At 75.6% G+C, this 14,923-nt stretch carries 13 protein-coding genes, 1 pseudogene and 1 riboswitch; of the genes and pseudogenes, 5 read left to right on the top strand and 9 right to left on the bottom strand.

Annotated elements, in window-relative coordinates:
* Positions 1–104 precede the first annotated feature (104 nt).
* From BLS21_RS14180 to BLS21_RS14165, 4 genes are all read right to left on the bottom strand, one after another.
* Positions 105–1,283 (bottom strand): S8 family peptidase, encoded by a 1,179-nt coding sequence (locus tag BLS21_RS14180; protein WP_091219417.1) that lies wholly within the window; start codon positions 1,281–1,283, stop codon positions 105–107.
* Between the two features lie 201 nt (positions 1,284–1,484).
* The gene (locus tag BLS21_RS14175; protein WP_091219414.1) at positions 1,485–2,387 is read right to left on the bottom strand and encodes a deoxyribonuclease IV; all 903 of its coding nucleotides are present in this window, start codon (positions 2,385–2,387) and stop codon (positions 1,485–1,487) included.
* Between the two features lie 23 nt (positions 2,388–2,410).
* Positions 2,411–4,405, bottom strand: a complete 1,995-nt coding sequence (pknB, locus tag BLS21_RS14170; RefSeq protein WP_175479571.1) for a Stk1 family PASTA domain-containing Ser/Thr kinase — start codon at positions 4,403–4,405, stop codon at positions 2,411–2,413.
* Between the two features lie 331 nt (positions 4,406–4,736).
* Entirely contained in the window at positions 4,737–6,218 is a 1,482-nt protein-coding gene (locus BLS21_RS14165; protein WP_091219411.1) for a glycine hydroxymethyltransferase, read from the bottom strand.
* A gap of 27 nt (positions 6,219–6,245) precedes the next feature.
* Positions 6,246–6,330, bottom strand: a riboswitch (ZMP/ZTP riboswitch).
* Between the two features lie 78 nt (positions 6,331–6,408).
* On the opposite strand from BLS21_RS14165, the gene BLS21_RS14160 reads away from it, so the two are divergent.
* From BLS21_RS14160 to BLS21_RS25905, 3 genes and pseudogenes are all read left to right on the top strand, one after another.
* Positions 6,409–6,732: an Rv2175c family DNA-binding protein gene (locus tag BLS21_RS14160; protein ID WP_091219408.1), complete on the top strand. Its 324-nt coding sequence runs from the start codon at positions 6,409–6,411 to the stop codon at positions 6,730–6,732.
* A 10-nt stretch (positions 6,733–6,742) separates the two neighbouring features.
* A complete protein-coding gene (locus BLS21_RS14155; protein ID WP_091219403.1) occupies positions 6,743–7,093 on the top strand; it encodes a lycopene cyclase domain-containing protein in 351 nt (116 codons plus the stop codon).
* Positions 7,090–7,299: pseudogene (locus tag BLS21_RS25905) on the top strand (lycopene cyclase domain-containing protein); the annotation flags it as partial. The gene BLS21_RS14155 and the pseudogene BLS21_RS25905, both read left to right, overlap by 4 nt.
* On the opposite strand, the gene BLS21_RS14145 reads toward BLS21_RS25905, so the two are convergent.
* From BLS21_RS14145 to BLS21_RS14135, 3 genes are read right to left on the bottom strand one after another with little or no spacing between them, the layout of a single operon-like run.
* Positions 7,296–8,249: a phytoene/squalene synthase family protein gene (locus BLS21_RS14145; protein WP_217636132.1), complete on the bottom strand. Its 954-nt coding sequence runs from the start codon at positions 8,247–8,249 to the stop codon at positions 7,296–7,298. The pseudogene BLS21_RS25905 and the gene BLS21_RS14145 sit on opposite strands and share 4 nt — an antisense overlap.
* Positions 8,246–9,817, bottom strand: coding sequence for a phytoene desaturase family protein (crtI, locus tag BLS21_RS14140; RefSeq protein WP_091219397.1), 1,572 nt, complete (start codon positions 9,815–9,817; stop codon positions 8,246–8,248). Before crtI ends, BLS21_RS14145 begins: the two co-directional genes overlap by 4 nt.
* Entirely contained in the window at positions 9,817–10,944 is a 1,128-nt protein-coding gene (locus tag BLS21_RS14135; RefSeq protein ID WP_091219394.1) for a polyprenyl synthetase family protein, read from the bottom strand. Before BLS21_RS14135 ends, crtI begins: the two co-directional genes overlap by 1 nt.
* 179 nt (positions 10,945–11,123) lie before the next feature.
* On the opposite strand from BLS21_RS14135, the gene metF reads away from it, so the two are divergent.
* Positions 11,124–12,026 (top strand): methylenetetrahydrofolate reductase [NAD(P)H], encoded by a 903-nt coding sequence (metF, locus tag BLS21_RS14130; protein WP_091219915.1) that lies wholly within the window; start codon positions 11,124–11,126, stop codon positions 12,024–12,026.
* On the opposite strand, the gene BLS21_RS14125 is transcribed toward metF, so the two are convergent.
* Both BLS21_RS14125 and BLS21_RS14120 read right to left on the bottom strand, forming a co-directional pair.
* Complete coding sequence (locus BLS21_RS14125; RefSeq protein ID WP_091219392.1) at positions 12,020–12,667, bottom strand: hypothetical protein; 648 nt, start codon at positions 12,665–12,667, stop codon at positions 12,020–12,022. The two genes, metF and BLS21_RS14125, sit on opposite strands and share 7 nt — an antisense overlap.
* Before the next feature lie 273 nt (positions 12,668–12,940).
* Positions 12,941–13,681 carry a hypothetical protein gene (locus BLS21_RS14120; protein ID WP_139177120.1) on the bottom strand — a complete coding sequence of 247 codons (741 nt, stop codon included), beginning with the start codon at positions 13,679–13,681 and terminating at the stop codon, positions 12,941–12,943.
* Positions 13,682–13,894: 213 nt separating this feature from the next.
* Here BLS21_RS14120 and BLS21_RS14115 point away from each other — a divergent pair, with 213 nt between their 5' ends.
* Positions 13,895–14,839: a DUF808 domain-containing protein gene (locus BLS21_RS14115; protein WP_091219390.1), complete on the top strand. Its 945-nt coding sequence runs from the start codon at positions 13,895–13,897 to the stop codon at positions 14,837–14,839.
* Positions 14,840–14,923: the final 84 nt, after the last annotated feature.

Here is a 14,923-nt window from a genome sequence, read left to right as displayed (position 1 = left end):
GGCCGGCGGTCGCCGCTGGCGGCCGCTGCTGACCCGACGCTGTGCGCGGATGCGCGGCTCCGGACCGGAGAGCCGCGCATCCGCGCACACCGTCGCCGGGTGGATCAGTAGGAGCTGTACAGCAGCCGGTTCGGGGTCCCGGCCCGGGTGGCCGTCCGCGACAGGACGACGTGGCCGGGAGTCGCGGCGGCGGTGACCGTCGCGGCGACCGTGGCCGGCGGCGCGGACGGCGTGGTCGACAGCACGAGCGCGGCGACGCCCGCGACGTGCGGCGTGGCCATCGACGTCCCGCTGATCGTGTTGGTCGCGGTGCTGCCCGTGTACCAGGCGCTGGTGATGCCGACGCCGGGAGCGAACAGGTCGACGCAGGAGCCGTAGTTGCTGAACGACGCCGCCTGGTCGGTGCGGTCGGTCGCGCCGACGGTGAGCGCGTTCGGCACCCGCGCGGGGGAGGAGGCGCAGGCGTCCTGGGCCACGCCGGCGGAGCTGCCGTTGCCCGCCGCCACCGCGTAGCTCACCCCGTCGGCGATGGAGTTGCGCACCGCGGCGTCGATGGCGGTGCTGGTCCCGCCGCCGAGGCTCATGTTGGCGACCGCGGGTGCGCCGGCCTGGTGGTCGGCCGTGACCCAGTCGATGCCGGCGACCACACCGGCGGTGGTGCCGCTGCCGTCGCAGCCGAGCACGCGGACGCCGACCAGCCGCACGCCCTTCGCGACGCCGTACGTCGTCCCGCCGACGGTGCCCGCGACGTGCGTGCCGTGGCCGTTGCAGTCGTCGGGCGCGCCGCCGTCGACCGCGTCGAAGCCGGCGCCCACGCGGCCGGTGAACTCGGTGTGGCCGGCGGCGATGCCGGTGTCGATGACGTAGGCGGTGACCCCCGCGCCGGTCGTGGTCCAGCCGTAGGTGGTGTCGAGGGGCAGGTCGCGCTGGTCGGTGCGGTCCAGGCCCCACGTCGCGCCGGACTGGGACTCGTCGGTGGTGACGGCCTGGTCCCGCTCGACGGCGACGACCCCGGGGATGGCCGACAGCCGGCTCGCGGCGGCCTCCGGGAGCGTGACGGCGAAGCCGGCCAGTGCTGTGGTGTAGACGTGGTCGACCTGCCCGCCGAGGCCGCGGGCCCGCTCGGCTGCCTGCACGGGCAGCGTCGAGCGGTCGACGGTGACGACGTAGGTGGCGCGCGGACCGTCGGACGGGGCGGCGGCGGCCGGGGCGGCGGTGGCGCCGAGGCCGGCCGTCGCGAGGGCGGCGACGAGGCCGGCGGCCAGGGTGCGGCGAGTGGGCAAGTGACGGCTCCTCGGACGGCTTCGCCGCGGCCGGGCGACCGCGGTCCCTGCAGCCAACGGTGCGGCGAGGACTACCGCAAGTGAGCGCGCGGGCCCACAGCGTCATGTCCGCGTGTCACCCGGACGCGCCATGCCCGTCTCGGGGGACCTGTCGCGCCGAAGTGGGCCCCGGAGGGGTCCGCGCAGGCGGGACGCAGCAGCTCAGCTCGCCAGGGGGACGGCACCTGGCCGCGGTGCGGTCCGGAGGACCGCGAGCTCGTTGAGCAGCGCGATGTCGGCCGCGTGCCCGGCCGAGGCCACGCCGTCCCGCTCGCTGGGCGTCTCCACGACGACCGGGACGCCGGCCATCGAGGGGTGGGCCAGCAGCTCCGCGAACGGCGCCACCCCGATCGTGCCGGCGCCGATGGTGGTGTGCCTGTCCCGCTTGGAGCCGCACTCGTCGAGCGAGTCGTTGGCGTGCACCAGGCCCAGCCGGCCGGGGCCGACGGCGGCCTCGAGCGCGTCCAGGGTCGCGGCCGTGCCGCCGGGCGCGGTCAGCTCGTGGCCGGCCGCCCAGGCGTGGCAGGTGTCGAAGCAGACGCCGAGCAGTGGGTGGTGCTCGAGCGCGGCGAAGTACGGGCCGAGGTCCTCGACGGTGGCGGCCAGCGACCTGCCGCCACCGGCCGTCGGCTCGACCAGCAGCCGCGGGCCGTCGTCCGGCGCGGCCTCGAGCACCGGCAGCAGCCGCTCGTGCAGCTGGCGCAGCGCGTCCTCGTAGCGGTCCTCACCGACGGCGGACCCGGCGTGGACGACGACGCCCTGGCAGCCGAGCTGGACGCCGCGGGCGAGGTTGTGCGCGATGGTCGCGATCGACTGCTCGACGGTCGCCTCGGTGGGGGAGCCGACGTTGACCAGGAACGGCGTGTGGATGAAGGAGGGCACCCCGCGCTCGGCGCAGCCCGCGGTGAACAGCGCGTCCTGGCGCGGGTCCCCCGCGGTCAGCTTCCAGCCCCGCGGGTTGCCGACGAAGACCTGCACGGCCCGCGCGCCGACGGCGTCGGTGTAGGCCAGGCCGCCCTTGGCCAGCCCGCCCTTGATCTGGATGTGCGCCCCGATGGGGGGCACACCCGCAGCAGTACGCAGCGTCCTCAGTCCCGTTCGAACGTCACCAGGATCGTCACCTGGGTGCCGATGTCGACCGTCTGCCCGGCGGCCGGGCTCTGCCGGATCACCCGGTCGCCGAAGAACTGGCTGACCTGCACCTGCAGGCCGGCCTGCTGCAGGAGCGCGGCTGCCTCCTGCTGGCTGCGGCCGACCACGTCGGGCACCTGCACCTGGGGCAGCCCCGCGGACACCTGCAGGGTGACCGTGCTCCGGTAGGGCGCCTGCTGGCCGCTGGCCGGGGTGACCGCCATGACCTCGCCGGGGTCGACGTCGGCGCTGCGGCCCTCGGTGCGCTCCACGGCGAACCCGAGCGTCTCCAGGTTGGCCGTCGCCTCGTCGGGGGAGAGCCCGACGACGGCCGGCACGGTCACCGGCTCGTGCCCGCGGCTGACGTAGACCACCAGCTCCTGGTCGCGCTTGAGCTCGGTGCCGGCCTCCGGGTCGAAGCCGGTCACGTGGCCGACCGGCACCTCGTTGTCGTAGTCCTGCACCTCTTGGACGACCACCGGGACCTTCTCGAGCGCGGTGCGGACCGCGTCCAGCGGCTGGCCCACCAGGTCCGGGGACGCCTCGAACCGCTCCGGGCCCTTGGAGACCACCAGCCGGACGTCGGTGCCCCGGATGGCCTCGCCGCCCTCGGGCTCGGCGGAGATGACCACGCCGTCGGCGACGTCCTCGCTGAACCGCTCCTCGCAGCAGTCGGGGGTCAGCCCGGCCTCCTGCAGCAGGTCGATCGCCGCGGCCTGCTCCTTGCCGGCCAGCTGCGGCACCGTCGTCCACCGGCCGGACCCCAGCCACCAGCCGACCGCGCCGATGGTGATCGCGGTGAGCAGCACGAGGGCGACGGCGAGCCGGGCGCGGCGGCGGCGGATGTGCGGCGGCACGCCGGGGCGGGCGCGCTGGGGCGCGGGCCGCCGTGCACCCGGGTCGGTGCCCGTGCCGGCCCCGGGCAGCATCGAGGTCCGGCCGCTGGCGCGCCCGGGCCGGGTCCCACCGGGGCCGAGCACCTCGGTACGCGGAGCGGCCGGGTCGCCGGTGTGCCGGGTCGGGCGGCTGGGCCGGTTGGTCGGCCGCAGGGTGTCGGCGGTGGCGGGGACGCGCCCGGTGGGGACGGGGACGCGCTCTATGGCCAGGTCGGTGCGCACGTCCTCGAGGTCGGCGAGGAACGCGCCGGCGTCCAGCGGGCGGATGGCCGGCTCGCGGCGGGTGGTGCGCGCGACCAGCTCGTCGACCTCCCACGGCAGGCCCGGCACCTCCTCCGACGGCCGGGGCATGTCGTGGTGCACGTGCTGGTAGGCCACGGCCAGCGGGGTGTCGCCCCCGTAGGGCGGGTGGCCGGTGAGCATCTCGTAGAGCACGACACCGGCGGCGTAGACGTCGCTGCGGGCGTCGGCCTTGCCGCGCTCGAGCTGCTCGGGGGAGAGGTAGGCGACGGTGCCGATGAGCACGCCGCCGGTGTGGCTGGTCTGCCCGGTGCCGGTGAGCGCGCGGGCCAGGCCGAAGTCGGCGACCTTCACCACGCCGTCGGCGCCGATGAGCACGTTCTCGGGCTTGATGTCGCGGTGCACGATCCCGGCGCGGTGGGCGGCGGTGAGCCCGGAGAGCACCGGCTCCAGGACGGCGAAGGCCTCGGCGACGGTGAGCCGGCCGCGGGCCTGCAGCAGGTCGCGCAGCGTGCGGCCGCGGACCAGCTCCATCACCAGGAACACCAGGCCCTGGTCGCTGCCCTGGTCGCTGACCGACACGACGTTGGGGTGGCTGAGCATCGCCGCGGCCCGCGCCTCGCGGGTGAACCGGTCGACGAACGTCGGGTCGTGCGCCAGGTGCTCGGCCATGACCTTGACCGCGACGGTGCGGTGCAGCCGGAGGTCGGTGGCGGCGTAGACGGTGGACATGCCGCCTCGGGCGAGGCGCTCCTCGAGCAGGTACCTCCCCTCGAGGACGAGGCCGACCACGGGGTCGGTCACGGCGGTGTCCACCCGGCCGAGTGTAGGAGCGGGTCGGCGCTGCGCCGCCCGTACACGCGGAGCGCCGGCCGGTGTGACGGGTTCACCCGTCACACCTACACCGACGTCCTCCGGACGTCACCGCGGCCACGTGCCGCGTCGGCCCACGCGGAGCCCCACCCCGTCCCGCCTCGGGGGAGCCTCCGGCCCCCCGCTCGGCGCGACCCGCGGCCACGTGCCGCGTCGGCCCCCTGCAGGGGCCCACCGCGAGCTCGCGAGCGGTGGGGGCAGGGGGTCCTTCGACCGTCCCGCCTCGGGGAGCCTCCGGCCCCTCGAGGCGGGACCTGAGACCGCGTCCCTTCCCTCAGAGCTCCAGGCCGGGGTAGAGCGGGTGGCGGTCCAGCAGCTCGGCGGCCGCGTCGCGGGTCCGGTCGGCCAGGCCGTCGGCGGTCGCGTACCTGGCCTTGGACGGCGCCCCGTCCCGGGTGGCGGTCGGCGTCGTGTTCGACAGGACGTCGACGATCAGCTCGGCGGTGCGGTCGAACTCGTCCGCCCCGAAGCCGCGGGTGGTCAGCGCCGGGGTGCCCAGCCGGATGCCGGAGGTGTACCAGGCACCGTTCGGGTCGGCCGGGACGGCGTTGCGGTTGGTCACGATGCCCGCGTCCAGCAGCGCGGACTCCGCCTGGCGACCGGTGAGGCCGAAGCCGGAGACGTCGACGAGCACCAGGTGGTTGTCGGTGCCGCCGGTGACCAGCCGCGCGCCGCGGCGGGTCAGCCCCTCGGCGAGGGAGACGGCGTTGTCGACGATGCGCTGCGCGTACCCGGCGAAGGCGGGCTGCCGGGCCTCGGCGAAGGCGACCGCCTTGGCGGCCATGACGTGCGGCAGCGGACCGCCGAGCACCATCGGGCAGCCGCGGTCGACGGCGTCGGCGTACTCGGGCTGGGCCAGCACCATGCCGCCGCGCGGGCCGCGCAACGACTTGTGCGTCGTGGTGGTGACGACGTGGGCGTGCGGCACGGGGTCGAAGTCGCCGGTGAAGACCTTCCCGGCGACCAGGCCGGCGAAGTGGGCCATGTCGACGACCAGCGTGGCGCCCACCTCGTCGGCGATCTCGCGCATCCGGGCGAAGTCCACCCGGCGCGGGTAGGCGGAGTAGCCGGCCATGAGGATCAGCGGCCGGAACTCGCGGGCCCGCTCGCGGACGGCGTCGTAGTCCAGCAGCCCGGACTCGGGGTCGGTCCCGTAGGAGGACTGCTCGAACATCTTGCCGCTGATGTTCGGCCGGAAGCCGTGGGTGAGGTGGCCGCCGGCGTCCAGGGACATGCCGAGCATCCGCTGGTCGCCGAGCTGGTGGCGCAGCGCCGACCAGTCGGCGTCGGTCAGCTCGTTGACGTGCCGGACGCCGGCCTTCTCCAGGGCCGGGGACTCGACGCGGGAGGCCAGCACCGCCCAGAAGGCGACCAGGTTGGCGTCGATGCCCGAGTGCGGCTGCACGTAGGCGTGCGGGGCGCCGAACAGCTCGCGGGCGTGCTCGGCGGCCAGCGCCTCGACGGTGTCGACGTTCTGGCAGCCGGCGTAGAAGCGGTGCCCGACGGTGCCCTCGGCGTACTTGTCCGACAGCCAGTTCCCCATGGTGAGCAGCACGGCGGGGCTGGCGTAGTTCTCGCTGGCGATCAGCTTCAGCGAGGCCCGCTGGTCGGCGAGCTCCGCGCCGATCGCGTCGGCCACCCGGGGCTCCACGGCCCCGATGACCTGCAGCGCGCTGCGGTAGGCGGCGGAGGCGACGTCGGCGTGGGGCAGGGCGGCGTCGGAGGGTGCGGTGGCGTGGGTGCTGACGTCGGTCATGGAGGGCTCCAGCGCGAGGGGACGACGAGTGGGTGCCCAGGCGCCCGGCGGGGTGGTGCGGACCGCTCCCCGGTGGTGGTCCACCTCAGCAGCGCCAGTCACGGCCCCGCCCCATGGTATCGGGGCAGCTGGACGGCGGGTCGGCGTCCCCGGCACGGCGAACCGCGGGGGGGTCATAGGCTCGGACGTCATGGAGACGCTCACCCCCGCTGAGGTCGCCGCTGTACTGGGGGTCTCGCCGAACCGGGTCCGCCAGCTGTTGCGCGAGCACAAGCTCATGGCCGTCCCCGGCAGCGGCAACAGCCGGATCCCGGCCGACTTCCTCCAGGACGGCGCCGTCCTCAAGCACCTGCCCGGCCTGATCACCGTGCTCAAGGACGGCGGGTTCAGCGACGCGGAGGTCTTCGAGTGGCTGTTCCGCGCCGACGACACGCTGCCGGGCACGCCCGTGGAGGCGCTGCGCAGCGACCGGCACACCGAGGTCACCCGGCGCGCCCAGGCCCTGGCGTTCTGAGCGCCGACAGATGGGGCAGCTGACCTACCTCGCGCTGCTGGCCGGCTGCCTGGTCGTCACCGCGCCGCTCGAGCTCCTGCTGCGAGTGCGGGTGTACGCCCGCTGGCGGCGGCTGCTGGTCGCGGTCGCGCCGGAGTTCGCCGTCTTCGTCGTCTGGGTGCTGTACGCGATCGCGCAGGGCCACTGGGACTACTCCGACCGGCTGACCCTCGGCGTCCGGCTGCCCGGCGGCATCCCGGTCGAGGAGGTGCTGTTCTTCCTCGTCGTCCCGCTGTGCTCGGTGCTGGCGCTGGAGGCCGTGCGCAAGGTCACCGGCTGGGACGCCGGGTACCCGGCTGAGGAAGCCGGGACCGGCCGGTGAGCTACAGCGCCCTCGCGGTCACCGCGGTGCTCGCCGTCCTCGGGCTGGACCTGGCCGTCTACCGCACCCGCATGGTCACCCGGCCAGTGTTCTGGGTGGCCTACGCGATCATCGTCACGTTCCAGCTGCTCATGAACGGCGTGCTGACCGGGCTGGACGTCGTCACCTACGACCCGGACACCATCTGGGGCCCGCGGATCGCCTACGCGCCGGTCGAGGACCTGCTGTTCGGCTTCGCCATGGTGACCCTGACCCTGGCCAGCTGGGCGGCGGTCAACCGGCGGGCGAACACCGCCAGACGCCGTGGCCTGGACACCCGCACCCGGCGGTCGAGCACCCGGTAGTCGGCCCGCTCGATCTCGGTGAGGATGCCGCCGTAGAGGTCGGTGGCGGCGCGCACGCAGTCGCGGGACTCCGGCGCGAGCATCGGCGTCCCGGGGGCGGCGTCGTCGTAGCGGCGGCGCACGATGGCGACCATCTCCCGCATCAGCTCCCGGAAGTGGGTGTCGTACCGCTTCTCGGCGAGTTGCTCGCGGGTGACGCCGTGCGCGGCCATGAGGTCGGCGGGCAGGTAGACCCGGCCCCGGTCGACGTCCTCGGCGACGTCGCGCAGGAAGTTGGTCAGCTGGAAGGCCTCGCCCAGCGCGATGGCGTGCGGGGCGGCCTCCTCGCGGGCCACGCCCCGGGCGGTGCCGAGCACGGGCAGCACCTGCAGGCCGATGACCGACGCCGAGCCCCACATGTACCGGTCGAGGGCGTCCATGTCGGCGTACCCGGTGACGTCGAGGTCGCTGGTCATCGCGGCGAGGAAGTCGACCAGGTGCTCGACGGCGATGTCGTACCGGCGGTAGGTGTGCACCAGGGCGAGGCGCACCGGGTCGTCGGACCAGCCGGCCTCCAGCTCGGCCAGCACCGCGCGGGACCACTCGGCGAGGTCGCCGGCCGGGTCGGCGCCGGGGTGGTCGACGAGGTCGTCCGCGGTGCGGGCGGCGGCGTAGAGCGCGTGGACCGCCGGGCGCCGGTCCGGGGTGAGCAGCCGGGTGGCCAGGTGGTAGCTCTTGCCGTGCTCGGCGTTGATCGCCGCGCAGTGCCGGTAGGCGGCGTCGAGGTGGGCCTGCCGCTCGGCCTGCGTGCGCGGCGGGTCGGTGAGGGTCATCGGCTGCCCGTTCCCGGGTCCGGCCAGTTCCGCGGGGATGGCCGGACCCGTCCGGTGATCCTCTCTGCGGCCAACCGGCCGCTGATGACGACCATGGGCACGCCGACGCCGGGCTGCACCGACGAGCCGGCGAGGACCACGTTCTCCGGGCCGCGGCGGGGCAGCGTCGGTGTCCGGAACGGGCCGGTCTGGCCGAAGGTGTGCGCCAGCGCGAACGGCGTCCCCGCGGCCATGCCCTGCGCCGCCCAGGTCAGCGGGGTGTCGACGTGCTCGACCTCGATCGCGCCGGTCAGCCCGGTCCAGCCGCGCTCCTCCAGCACGCCCAGCACCTCGTCGCGGTAGCGGGGGCCCAGCGTCGTCCAGTCCAGGTCGGGGTTGCCGCCGCTGTGCGGGTCCAGGTTCGGGGTGGGCGCGACGATGCTCAGCACCTGGCCGCCCTCGGGGGCGAGGCTGCGGTCGGTGCGCGACGGCATGCTGACCAGCAGGCTCGGGTCGGTCATGATCTTCCCCCGCCGAGTCCCGGGACCCCCGCCGAGGAGCCGGCCGTCGCGGGTCAGCTCGGCGAAGACCTCGCGCCACGCGGCGCCGAAGCTGATCGTGTGGTGCGCCTGGCCGGGGAGCTCGCTGCGGACGCCGACGTGCACGGCCACGCAGGACGGCGAGTACACCGGCCGCCGCAGCCGCCGGAAGCCGGGCACCAGCGTCTCCGGCCGGTCGACGGTGACGACGACGGCGTCCGCGGGCAGCCGCTCGCCGTCGCCCAGCAGCACGCCGGTGACCCGCGACCCGCTGACCTCCAGCTCCCGCACCTCGGTGTCGTGGCGCAGGGTCACACCGGCGTCGGCGGCCGCGGCGGCCATCGCGCGGGGGACGGCGGCGATCCCGCCGACGGGGTGCCAGACGCCGGCGCCGATGTCGAGCTGGGCGATGACCGCGTAGGCGGCGATCGCGCGGTACGGCGAGACCCCGGCATAGAGGGCCTGGAAGCTGAACAGCCGGCGCAGCCGGTCGTCGGTGAAGTGCCGCTCGACGTGCCGGGACAGCCGGCCGAAGCCGCCGCGCCGGGCCAGCTGCACCAGCTCGGGGCCGAGCAGGTCCAGCGGGGTGTCGAGGTTGCGGTCGATGAAGGTGCTCAGCTGCAGCCGGTAGAGCTCGGCCAGGTCGGCCAGGTACCGGCGCAGCGCGGCCGCCTCGGCGGGCCCGCACAGCGCCTCGACCTCGGCGGCGAACGCGTCGACGTCGGCGTGCACGTCCAACTGCGAGCCGTCGGCGAACTGTGCCCGGTAGGTGGTCTGCAGGGGGACCACCTGCAGCCGGTCCTCGAGCTTCTCGCCGACCGCGGCGAGGGTGTCGGCGACCAGCTCCGGGGCGGTGAACACCGACGGGCCGGTGTCGAGGGCGTAGCCGCGCTCCTCGATCCGCCCGGCGCGCCCGCCGGGGCCGGAGGCGCGTTCGACGACGGTGACCTCCCGGCCGGCGCCGCGCAGCCGCAGGGCCGCCGACAGCCCGGCGAGGCCGGCGCCCACGACGACGACGCGGTCGGTGCGCCCGGGGACGGTGCGGACCATCAGGCGGTGCGGGTGGTCGCGGCGACGGCGAGCGCGTCGAGGGCGGCCCGGGCGTCGTCGGCCAGCGGGGCCTCGGCGATGGCGGTGCGGGCGAGGGCGGTGCGCTCGGCGATCCGCTGCTCGACCTGCGCGCGGGCGCCGGTGGACTCGAAGAGCGCCCGCAGCGCGTCGAACTCGGCCGGGCCGGCATCGGGGTTCCCCAGCGCCTCGGTGAGCAGCCGCCGTCCCTCGTCGTCCGCGGCCTCCTCGGCCAGCGCCACCAGGAGCGTCTGCTTGCCCTCGCGCAGGTCGTCGTCGGCGGACTTGCCGGTGACCGACGGGTCGCCGAACACCCCGAGGACGTCGTCGCGCAGCTGGAACGCCTCACCCAGCGGCAGGCCGATCGCGGTGTAGACGTCGGCGGTGCGCTCGCCGGCGCCGGCGATGGCGGCGCCCAGCTGCAGCGGCCGTTGCACGGTGTAGCCGGCGCTCTTGTAGCGGGCCACGGTCAGCGCGCCCTGCACACCGGGCAGGCCGCCGGCGGCGCGCAGCAGGTCCAGGTACTGCCCGGCGGTCACCTCGGTGCGCATGGTGTCCCAGACCTGGCGGGCCCGGGAGAGCGCGGTGGGGGAGATGCCCGAGCAGCGCAGCAGCTCGTCGGACCACACCAGCGCGAGGTCGCCGACGAGGATCGCCGCGCCCACGCCGAAGGCGTCGCCGTCCCCGGCCAGCGCGCCGTCGCCGTGCCGGGAGGCGAAGCCGACGTGGGTCGCCGGGCGGCCGCGGCGGGTCAGCGCGCCGTCCATGACGTCGTCGTGCACCAGCGCGCTGGCGTGCACGAACTCCAGCGCGGCCACCGCCCGCAGCACCGCCGCGTCGGACTCCCGGGGCCCCTCGCCGCTGACGCCGCGCCAGCCCCAGTAGGCGAACAGCGGGCGCAGCCGCTTGCCGCCGTCGGCCAGGGCGCAGACCTCGTCGATCACCGGGACGAGCGACGGGTCCATCGCCGCGAGGGTCTCCCGCTGCACCTCGAGGAAGTCCGAGAGGGCGTCCCAGACCGCCGCGCGCACGCGGTCGATCTCGGCGGCGGCCGGCGGGGGAGCCGGGGGGAGGACGGGTGTCTCGCGCTGCTGCGCCCCGGCGATCACGGACCGAGTATCGCGCGCCATTCGATCAGGCGCGGCCGGGATCCGGGCGGAGTCGGTCAGGGCCACGGGGTCTGCCTCCTGGGGCCGGTGGGGCGGCGGTGCCGGAGGACCTTCTCCGGGGGCGTGCCGGACGGATGCAGGGCGGGCCGGACTCCGGCGGGTCCGTATCCTCGCTGTCCATGACGCGGACCGTGCGCGAGCTGCTCGCCGAGAGCCGGCCGACGTGGTCCTTCGAGTTCTTCCCGCCCAAGAGCCCCGAGGGCGCCACCCAGCTGTGGACGGCGCTGCGCGAGCTCGAGCGGCTGCAGCCGTCGTTCGTGTCGGTCACCTACGGCGCCGGCGGGTCGACCCGCGAGGGCACCGTCTCGGTCACCGAGCGCATCGCCACCGAGACGACGATGACCCCGCTGGCCCACCTGACCGCCGTCGACCACAGCGTCGCCGAGCTCCGGCACGTGGTCAGCCGGCTGGCCGCGGCGGGCGTGCGGAACCTGCTGGCGCTGCGCGGGGACCCGCCGGGCGCCGACCCGCAGGCGGAGTGGGTGGCCCACCCGGAGGGGCTGACCTACGCCGCCGAGCTGGTCGAGCTGATCCGCTCCATGGGTGACTTCTCCGTCGGCGTGGCCGCCTTCCCGGAGCGGCACCCGCGCTCGCCGGACTTCGAGACCGACGTCGAGATGTTCGTGCGCAAGTGCCGGGCCGGCGCCGACTTCGCGATCACCCAGATGTTCTTCCGCCCGGAGGACTACCTGCGGATGCGCGACCGGGTGGCCGCCACCGGCTGCGAGGTGCCGATCATCGCCGGGGTCATGCCGGTGACCAACGCCCGGCAGATCACCCGCATCGTCCAGCTGTCCGGGCAGGCGTTCCCCGAGCACCTGGCCGCCCGCTTCGCCGAGCTGGACGGGGACACCCCCGAGGCCAGGGCCGCGGTGCGGGCCTACGGCGTCGAGGTCGCCACCGAGCTGTGCCGGACGCTGCTCGACGAGGGCGTCCCGGGCATCCACTTCATCACCATGAACCGGTCGACGGCGACCCGTGAGGTCCACGCCAACCTGGTGGCGGTCCCCGCTCCTCACTGAGCCGGGTCCGCCGCGGGGGCCCGGGTGGCGCGGCCGGCCAGCAGCGCCGCCGTCTCGGCCGCCGCCCGGCGCAGGCCCTCCCGCTCGGCCGCGTAACCGCCGAGCGTGCCGACCACCGGCAGGTTCGCCAGGGCCCGGTGCCGCAGCTTGCCCTTGGGCCGGGCGTCGAGGGTGTCGTCGATGCGGCCGAGCAGCCGGGCCACCCGCCACAGGGTGCGGACGGCGCTGCGGTCGTCCCTGTCCCCGAGGACGTCGTCGGCGTAGGCGCCGGGGGCCCGCTCCAGCAGCGGCCGCACCCGCTCGGCGGGCAGGTCGCGGTCGAGCAGCACGTGAGCCAGCAGCGACACCCGCTCGGCCTCGTCCTCGACGCCGTGCTCCGCGGCCACCCCGCCCACCACCAGCGCCTGGACCGCGGAGCCGATCGTGTTCTGCAGCGGCAGCAGGTCGGCCAGCTTGCCGGCGAGGCGGGGGACGGCGCTGACGCCGGCCGCGACGCGCGAGACCCGGTCGGCCCACCACTGCTCCCGCTCGGCCTGCGGCAGCTCCGGTGGGCGGCCGAGCCGGCGGACCAGCGGCGTCGTCAGCCGGTCGACCCGGCGGAGGACGTCGACGACGACCGCGTCGCTGAGGGGAGGCGCCATGGAGTCGCTCTACCCGCGCTCGCCGCCGGGCCATGCACGCGGACGGCCGGGTGTGTGCGGCTGCGGCACATCCCGGCCCGGGAAGGTGCCACGAGCGCACCTCGCCCGGCGTGGCGGCTGCGTCGCGGGGACGACTGCGCGCCCGTGGCCCGTTCCCGCAGGTCGAGGGGGCCACCAGCGCGCAGAGTCCGTGGTGGTGAGTCAGCACCCGGCCGGCCTCGTGGCTCTCGTCGATCAGCTCGTGGGCTCGGGCGGGAGCACCCACCTCGCCCCTCAGCCCGGCGGCTCGGCCAGCGGCGCGCGGGTGCGGGTCATCAGCCCGACCAGCTCGGTCACCGCGCTGCGCACCGCGGCGATCTCGTCGGCCACCGCACGCAGGTCGCCGTCCCCCCGACCGGGCAGCGCCGACGTCGCGGCGGTGATCCCGTCGACCTCCGCGGCGCTGCGCTCCAGCCGCTCCAGGTCGGCAAGCTGGCGCAGCTCGGCCGAGAGGAGCGCGGCCTGGTCGCGGTAGCGGATCAGCGCGTCGGCGCGGTGCCCGAGCCGGAGGGCGGCGGCCTCCAGCGCGGCGGACTGCCGGTCCCAGTACTCCGCCGCCGTCCCGGCCGGGCGCACCCCGAGGGAGACGCGGGCCGACCGGATGCGCAGCGCGAGGTCGACGATGCGGTCGACCTCGGCCTGGCCGTCGAAGCGGCTCGCCGCGAGCAGCGGGGAGGACCAGGACGGCTCGCGCACCGTCTCGGCCCACGCCCGCCCGGCGGCCGCGGCGACGCGCGCCTCGGTGGTGTCCCACGCCGCGAACGCCGCCTCGGGTGCCGGGGACGGCGGCTCAGGATCGGGGGACGGCAGTCCCAGCCGGGCGCGGGCGGCCCGGTCCAGCCGGACGGCGGCCGCGCGCAGCCGCGCCCAGCGCGACGACGGCTCCCGCCGGGGCGAGCGCACGACGACCAGCCGGCCCTCGGTGAGGTACCGGTCGGGCCACAGCGCCGCGCCCTCGTCGTCCGCCGTCCCCATGGTCCTGCCCTCCTGCTGCACCCGGTGAGCAGCCCGTCGCTCCAGCGTGCCGGTCCCGGCCGCCGGACGACGGACCCTGCGGACCGGGCGTTCGGCGTGTCCTCAGCCGGGTAGTCCTGCCCGGGATCCCGGACGGGGAGTCGCCCGGTGCGGCCGGACGGACCACGATCACCGAGACTGCACGCGAGTGCTGACCAAGCGAGAGGACGTTCCGTGGCCGGTGGACTCGTAGCACTGCTCGACGACGTGGCGACGCTGGCGCGCGCCGCCGCCGCCTCGGTCGACGACATCGGCGCCGCTGCCGGCCGGGCCAGCGCGAAGGCCGCCGGCGTCGTCGTCGACGACACCGCCGTCACGCCGCAGTACGTGCACGGCCTGGCCGCCGAGCGCGAGATCCCGATCATCAAGCGCATCGCCATGGGCTCGCTGCGCAACAAGCTGCTCATCCTGCTGCCCGCGGTGCTGCTGCTCAGCCAGTTCCTGCCGTGGCTGCTCACCCCGATCCTCATGATCGGCGGCGCCTACCTCTGCTACGAGGGCGCGGAGAAGGTGTGGCACAAGCTCCGCGGCGGGCACGGCGACCACGCCGCCGGCGAGGAGACGCTGCCGGACGAGGACACCATCGTGTCCGGGGCCGTGCGCACCGACTTCATCCTCTCGGCGGAGATCATGGTCATCTCGCTGAACGAGGTGGTCGACGAGGGCTTCTGGTCGCGGGCGGTCATCCTCGCGGTCGTCGCGGTCGGCATCACGGTCCTCGTCTACGGCGTCGTCGGCCTCATCGTGAAGATGGACGACGTCGGTCTGAGCCTGTCGCGTCGCCCCGGGAAGGCCGTGTCCCGCCTGGGCCACGGGATGGTGAAGGCGATGCCGCGGCTGCTCGCCGTCATCACCGTGGTCGGCACCGCCGCGATGCTGTGGGTCGGCGGTCACATCCTGCTGGTCGGCAGTGACGAGCTGGGCCTGCACGCCGTGTACGGGGCCGTGCACCACCTGGAGGAGGCGGCGCACGAGGCCACCGGGGCCCTCGGCGGGGTGGTGGGGTGGCTCGTCAACACCCTGGCCAGCGCGCTCGTCGGGCTCGTCGTGGGGGCGCTGATCGTGCTCGTCATGAACCTCACGGTGCACCGGCGCAGGACGCACACCGGCTCGCACTGAGGAAGGACCCCGTCCTCCTCACCACTCGCAGGCTCGCGGTGAGCCCCTGGACGGGGGCGGGACCCGAGACGGGGCCAGGCCGTC

The organism is Geodermatophilus siccatus (assembly GCF_900103785.1).
GTDB lineage: Bacteria > Actinomycetota > Actinomycetes > Mycobacteriales > Geodermatophilaceae > Geodermatophilus > Geodermatophilus siccatus.
The sequence above is the reverse complement of the archived record's forward strand: the minus strand, read 5'-3'. Positions and strand labels throughout refer to the sequence as shown.

What these genes read in the sequence shown, in the direction of transcription:
- BLS21_RS14155 (WP_091219403.1), top strand. Translation starts at nt 6,743, where the DNA reads ATGGGGCAGCTGACCTACCTCGCGCTGCTGGCCGGCTGCCTGGTCGTC.
- BLS21_RS14160 (WP_091219408.1), top strand. Translation starts at nt 6,409, where the DNA reads ATGGAGACGCTCACCCCCGCTGAGGTCGCCGCTGTACTGGGGGTCTCG.
- BLS21_RS14125 (WP_091219392.1), bottom strand. Translation starts at nt 12,667, where the DNA reads ATGGCGCCTCCCCTCAGCGACGCGGTCGTCGTCGACGTCCTCCGCCGG.
- BLS21_RS14165 (WP_091219411.1), bottom strand. Translation starts at nt 6,218, where the DNA reads ATGACCGACGTCAGCACCCACGCCACCGCACCCTCCGACGCCGCCCTG.
- BLS21_RS14145 (WP_217636132.1), bottom strand. Translation starts at nt 8,249, where the DNA reads ATGACCCTCACCGACCCGCCGCGCACGCAGGCCGAGCGGCAGGCCCAC.
- BLS21_RS14120 (WP_139177120.1), bottom strand. Translation starts at nt 13,681, where the DNA reads ATGGGGACGGCGGACGACGAGGGCGCGGCGCTGTGGCCCGACCGGTAC.
- crtI (WP_091219397.1), bottom strand. Translation starts at nt 9,817, where the DNA reads ATGGTCCGCACCGTCCCCGGGCGCACCGACCGCGTCGTCGTCGTGGGC.
- metF (WP_091219915.1), top strand. Translation starts at nt 11,124, where the DNA reads ATGACGCGGACCGTGCGCGAGCTGCTCGCCGAGAGCCGGCCGACGTGG.